The sequence below is a fragment of the Halomonas sp. genome (genome assembly GCF_033549285.1).
In the GTDB taxonomy this organism is placed as follows: Bacteria; Pseudomonadota; Gammaproteobacteria; order Pseudomonadales; family Halomonadaceae; genus Halomonas.
This window is the reverse complement of record NZ_JAWSUJ010000151.1, coordinates 1-6,032: the sequence shown is the minus strand read 5'-3', so window position 1 is coordinate 6,032 and position 6,032 is coordinate 1. Positions and strand designations below refer to the sequence as shown.

Below are 6,032 nucleotides of genomic sequence, written 5' to 3'. Positions count from 1 at the left end.
ATGCAGGCCCGCCAGGGCACCGGAGTCACCGAAGCGTGCCTCGAGCTCGGAGGGGTCGGTACGCGGCCCCTCGAGGTCGGTGATTAGGCTGCCGTAGCCGACCTGGCCACCGAGATAGAGGCCGTCATGGGCCTCGGGGCCCGCCGGCGGCCGCCGGCGGGCCTGGCGCCCGGGGTGCCAGGCCAGCCCCAGGCGCATCCGGCTCTCCTCCTGGGCGAAGTCGTCGCGCTCGCCGCCGACCCCGATGTCGAGGTCCTCGTAGTCGGTATAGCTGTAGTCCATGCGCAGCCCCAGGGCGGTGGCGAGCGGCACTTCCAGGCCACCGCCCAGGCGGCGCCCGTCCAGCCACTCCCTCTGGTCGTCGTTCTCGCCCCCCTCGGCGTAGGCCAGGTCGAAGCGGCCGCGCACCAGCCCCAGGCGACCGTACACCTCGTTGTCGCCGGCCAGCAGCCGGCCGATGCGCAGCCCGGCACCGTATTCCCGCTGCTTCTCCACCGAGAAGACGCGTCCACCGGAACGCTCGTGGGACCACTCGGCGTCGGCCTCCTCGGCCTCGAGCTCCAGGGCCAGGCGCCAGTCGCCGAGCGTGAGGGCAGGGCCACCGAACAGCCCCAGGCTGCCGCCGGCATCGCGGAAGTCGGCGAGCAGGGTGCCCCCGGAGCCACGTGGTCCGGCCTGGGCCGTGCCGATCTCGCCGTAGCCCGCCTGGAGGCCCAGGTAGAGATCAACGAGCGGGTCGGTATCGCGGGCCGCGGCCAGCAGTTCGGCGTCCTCGTAGCCCCTTGAGAGCTGGGTGCCGAGGCTGACCGTCAGGCGGTTGTTGTCGAAGTCCTCGGCCGGGAGGCTGGAGTCGCGCTGCAGGAAGTCGTAGTCCATGCCGACGAAGAGGTGCGGATTGAGATAGTGGCGCAGGCCGAGCCCGAGGCCCAGCAGGTTGTCGTTGCGCGCCACGCCCTGGTAGTCGTGGTCGCTGTAGCTCGCCCGGGTGCTGAGGGTCAGGTCGGGGCGGATCGCGGTGGTCATCTGGGCCCCCACACCGGTGCGCAGGTTGGCCGAGGCCCCGCGCACGGTGGTCTCTTCCACGCTGCGGTCGAGCCGGGCGCTGACGCGGGTCGGGGAGCCGGCGGGGCGCCAGGAGAGCTCGCCCCCCAGGTCCCAGGTGCCGACATCCTTGAGGCCGGGGTCGTCGTAGTCCTGCTCCAGCCAGCCGGCCAACACCTCGAGGTCGAGCGCCGGGGAGGGCTTGAGGAGCAGGCCCACGGCGGCGTTGCCCCCCTCGGAGTCGCGGTCGAAGCCGTCGATGTCCACGGCCTGGTCGTAGTCGCGCAGGTCCGCCGCGACCTGGAAGAAGGGCTCCAGGGAGGCGTCGAGGCGATAGCCGAAGCGCCCACCGAAGGTGACCTGGTCGCGGTCGCGGTCGTCGTTCTCGATGGTCAGGCCATCCAGGGCGTCCACGTCCTTGAAGTCCAGGGTCTCGAAGGTGCCGCCGATCCGGCTGGTGATGCGCCCGAAGCGATGGTTGATCCCGGCAAAGGTGCCCAGGCGATCATAGAGGGTCGGTTCCTCGCCATTCACGGCATCCGGCGAGGAGCGCTCCTCGTGGCCACGCGCCAGGTTGACGCCGCCGAACAGGCTGCCGGCCTCGCTGTAGGCGTAGCGACCCTCGCCGCCGACGCGCCAGTCGGTATAGTTCTCGTCCTGGTACTCGTGGTACTTGCCACGCTCGGCGCTGCCGAAGGCACGGATCTCGTGGCGTTGCCCCTTGCCGACAAGCTCGGCGCGGGGCGAGACGGTGGTGATGGTGTCGGAGGTGCGATTCTCGCGCTCGTAGAAGATGTTGTCGTTGTACTCGTTGCCCACCGTGACGCCCACGTCATGGGTCCAGTCGGTGCCGCCGGTGACTTCCTGGGCCTGGGTGTGGCTGGCCGCCGACACCGCCAGCACCAGCGGCAGCAGGACGAACGCGGGTTGCCGGTTCCTTGTGTGCATCGTGATCCCCTTGCATGATCCTTGTCGACGCCCTGACGGCGATCGCCGGGCGAGCTTCCCATGGCGCAGGGTAGTCCAGGCATTGCCTGCTGGAACAGTGGATTCACGGGATTCGCCACGCGGCTTGACCGGCATCAAGGGTCCCGGATGGGTCCATTCCCAGAAGTACGTATAATGTATATTATGTTAAATAGTGGTCATGGGAGATCTCTCCGGGCCGACTATAATCATACTGTCGCGCCCCGTCGACGTTGGACAAGGCTGGAGGCGACTCCTTATCATCACGCATCATCCTGACGCTCGAGCCCTGTTCATGCGCCATTGCCTGCCGTCTGTCGGCACCCTGCTACTTGCCACCCTGCTGCTGAGCGGCTGCACCCTGCTGCCCGACCGTGAGCCCCCGCCGCCGCCCGTTACCAGCGCCGAGTTCCAGGCGCGCATCGACCGGCTGGAAGGCGCCGTCACCGCCAGCTGCGTGAGCGGCCAGCAGGCTCGGCTCGACCAGCAGCTGCACCGCCAGCAGGCGCTCTCGGCGGACGTGCGTGAAGTCGGCAGCCTGCTGCGGCAGCTGCGGGGCGAGGTGGCGCAGCTCGGTCGCCCCGACGACCAGCCCCAGGCGACCCGCGAGTGCAACGAGAGCCCGACACGCCTGGACAACAAGGAGATCCTGGGGCGCAGCGAATGGATCGGCCTGCCCGGTGTCGGCACCTACCTCAAGGCGCGCATCGACTCCGGCGCCACCACCTCGTCGTTGTCGGCCACCGAGATCACCCCCTTCGAGCGCGACGGCGAGAACTGGGTGCGCTTCAAGCTGGGGCTCAACGAGTCCGACAGCGTGGTCGAGAGCGTGCGCGACGAGTGGATCGAAGCGCCGGTGGAGCGCCGGGTGCGCATCATCCAGGCCGCCGGTGAGCATTCGCGCCCGGTGATCAGCCTGCTGATGACCGTGGGGCCGCTGCGCGAGACGGTGCAGTTCACCCTCAATGACCGTACCCACCTGGACCATCCGGTCCTGCTGGGTCGCCGTTTCCTGATGGACATCGCCGTCATCGACGTGGCCGAGCAGTATCTTCATGAGCGTCCCGAGTTTCCGGGCGGGCGTCCGGCAGAGGAAGCCGGCGCCGACGAGGCTACCGATCGCGATGAAGAAGACGCCGAAGAGTGACCTTGTCACGCCTGATCCAAGCCCCATCAAGGAAGACCCATGTCACGACTGCCCTTCTACCTGATCGTCGCCTTTCTGCTGGTGACAGGTGTCGCCCTGAGCATTCACCGGCACGTGCAGTTCGAGGTCCCCTGGACGCCCGGTGAGCAGCGCCAGGTCTGGGAGATCGAGGCCCAGGTCAACTTCACCGCCGATGGCGGGCCGGCCAAGGTCAACATGGCGCTGCCCTCGAGCCAGCAGGGATATCGCATCCTCACCGAACACACCGCCTCCCCCGGCTACGGGCTCGCCTTCCTCGAGGAGAACGGCGGTCGGCGTGCGGAATGGTCCACGCGCGAGGCGACGGGCGACCAGCAGCTCTACTACAGCGTCCAGGCCCTGGTCGCCCCGGAGTCGAGGAACCCGGCGATCGAGTCCCCTCCCCTGCGCCGTGACATCGTCTGGGAGACGCCCTATGACACCGCGGCCAGCCAGGTGATCGAGCGGGCCTGGTCCCGCAGCGCCGATCCCTTCACCTTCGCCCGCGAGCTGATCGCCGACTTCACCGAGGAGCGCCAGGGCGAGAATGCCCGCCTGCTGCTGACCCAGTTCGACCGCACGCCGCTGCTGGTGCGTCTGCTCAACCAGGCCGGCGTGCCGGCCCGCGAGGTCAGCGGCCTGCTGCTCGAGCACGGGCGCCGGCGGCAGAGCCTGACCTCCTGGATCCAGGTCTTCGACGACGAGGCGTGGGCGCTGTTCGACCCCCGCACCGGGACCCGCGGCCGGCCGGACAACCTGCTGCTCTGGGAGTCCGCCGGGCAGGCGGTACTCGAGGTCCAGGGCGGCAGCAACTCGCGGGTCGGCTTCTCGATGCTCTCCCGCAACCAGCCGGCGGCGGCGGCGGTGCGCAGCCAACTGGCCGATGACACCCTGCTCAACTTCTCGATCCACAGCCTCCCGCTGGAGGACCAGGCGCTGTTCCAGACCATCCTGCTGATCCCCATCGGCGCCCTGATGGTCGTGATCCTGCGGGTACTGGTCGGCATCAAGACCTCGGGCACCTTCATGCCGGTGCTGATCGCCCTGGCCTTCATCCAGACCACCCTGGTCACCGGGCTGGTCGGTTTCCTGCTGGTGGTGGCCGTGGGGCTGGTGATCCGCAACTACCTCTCCTACCTGAACCTGCTGCTGGTGGCGCGAGTGACGGCGGTGATCATCACGGTCATCGCCATCATCTCGGTCTTCTCGGTGCTCTCCTACCGCTTCGGGCTCAACGCCGGCCTGACCATCACCTTCTTCCCGATGATCATCCTCTCCTGGACCATCGAGCGGATGTCGATCCTCTGGGAGGAGGAAGGCCCCAAGCAGGTACTCATCCAGGGCGGCGGCAGCCTGCTCACTGCGGTGCTGGCCTACCTGGCGATGAACAACCCCTGGATCCGCCACATCACCTTCAACTTCCTCGGGGTACAGCTGATCCTGATGGCGCTGATCCTGCTGCTCGGCAACTACACCGGCTACCGCCTGCTCGAGCTGCGCCGCTTCAAGCCGGTCACGGAGGACTGATCCCATGTGGACGACCCCCGCCCGCCTGCATGCCAAGGGCATCATCGGCATGAACCGGCGCAACATCCGCTACATCGGGCGCTACAACAACCGCCGGCTCTATCCGCTGGTGGACGACAAGCTCCAGACCAAGCTGCTGGCCCAGGAGCACGGCATCACCACCCCGGCGCTGATCGGTACCGTGACCACCCAGTTCGGTGTCAAGCATATCGGTACCATGCTCATCGGCCACCACGGCTTCGTGATCAAGCCGGCCAAGGGCAGCGGCGGCAAGGGGATCCTGGTCATCGAGCGGATCGAGGGCGGTCGCTACATCAAGCCCAGCGGCGCCCAGCTGACCCTCGGCGACGTGGAGCGCCATGTCTCCAATATCCTCTCCGGGCTCTACTCCCTGGGGGGCTCCCCGGACGTGGCCCTGATCGAGGCGCTGATCAACTTCGACGAGTCCTTCTCCGAGTACACCTACGAGGGGGTGCCGGACATCCGGGTCATCGTCTTCAAGGGCTATCCGGTAATGGCGATGATGCGCCTCTCCACCGCCGCCTCGGACGGCAAGGCCAATCTGCACCAGGGCGCCGTGGGAGTGGGCATCGACATCGCCAGCGGCTGCGCGATCCGCGGGGTGCAGTTCGACCGCACGCGCCACGACCATCCGGATACCGGCCACGAGCTCGCCAGCCTGCAGATCAGTGACTGGGGCACGCTGCTGAGGCTGGCGGCCGGCTGCTTCGAGATGACCGGGCTCGGGTATCTGGGTACCGACATGGTGCTCGACCGGGACCACGGCCCCATGCTGCTCGAGCTCAACGCCCGTCCGGGGCTGGCGATCCAGATGGCCAACGGCGAGGGGCTGCGCTCCCGGCTCGACCTGATCGAACGCCAGCCCGAGGGGGTCGCGCCCGAGGAAAGGGTCGCCTTCGCCCAGCACCATTTCGCCCGCTCCAGCGAGTTGCGCGAGACGGCCTGACGGCGGCCGCGGCTGAGCACGGCATCGAGACGGCCCTGGACATCGCTTTTCAGTGCTCCCCCGATCATCCATATGTGACCGAGCACCCCGGGTGGTTCCGGCGCAGGCCGGACGGATCTATTCAGTATGCCGAGAATCCTCCGAAGAAATACCAGGACATATACCCTTTCGATTTCGAAACACCCCACTGGCGGGAACTGGCCCGGGAGCTGCGCTCGGTGGTGTTTTTCTGGATCGAGCAGGGGGTGCGCATTTTCCGGGTGGACAACCCCCATACAAAACCGTTCCGTTTCTGGGAGGAACTGATCTCCACGGTGAAGGAGAAGTATCCCGACGTGATCTTCCTTTCGGAGGCATTCACGAGGC

At 67.6% G+C, this 6,032-nt stretch carries 4 protein-coding genes and 1 pseudogene; 4 read left to right on the top strand and 1 reads right to left on the bottom strand.

Annotated elements, in window-relative coordinates:
- Window positions 1–1,989: outer membrane beta-barrel protein (locus tag SCI24_RS20295; RefSeq protein ID WP_318727098.1), on the bottom strand; the 1,989-nt coding region annotated here is incomplete at its 3' end.
- 313 nt (window positions 1,990–2,302) lie between these two features.
- Here SCI24_RS20295 and SCI24_RS20290 point away from each other — a divergent pair.
- From SCI24_RS20290 to SCI24_RS20275, 4 genes and pseudogenes are all read left to right on the top strand, one after another.
- Window positions 2,303–3,154: an ATP-dependent zinc protease gene (locus SCI24_RS20290; protein ID WP_318727097.1), complete on the top strand. Its 852-nt coding sequence runs from the start codon at window positions 2,303–2,305 to the stop codon at window positions 3,152–3,154.
- 39 nt (window positions 3,155–3,193) lie between these two features.
- Window positions 3,194–4,699: a UUP1 family membrane protein gene (locus SCI24_RS20285; RefSeq protein WP_318727096.1), complete on the top strand. Its 1,506-nt coding sequence runs from the start codon at window positions 3,194–3,196 to the stop codon at window positions 4,697–4,699.
- A gap of 4 nt (window positions 4,700–4,703) precedes the next feature.
- Entirely contained in the window at window positions 4,704–5,666 is a 963-nt protein-coding gene (locus SCI24_RS20280; protein ID WP_318727095.1) for an alpha-L-glutamate ligase-like protein, read from the top strand.
- A 74-nt stretch (window positions 5,667–5,740) separates the two neighbouring features.
- Window positions 5,741–6,032: pseudogene (locus tag SCI24_RS20275) on the top strand (alpha-1,4-glucan--maltose-1-phosphate maltosyltransferase); the annotation flags it as partial.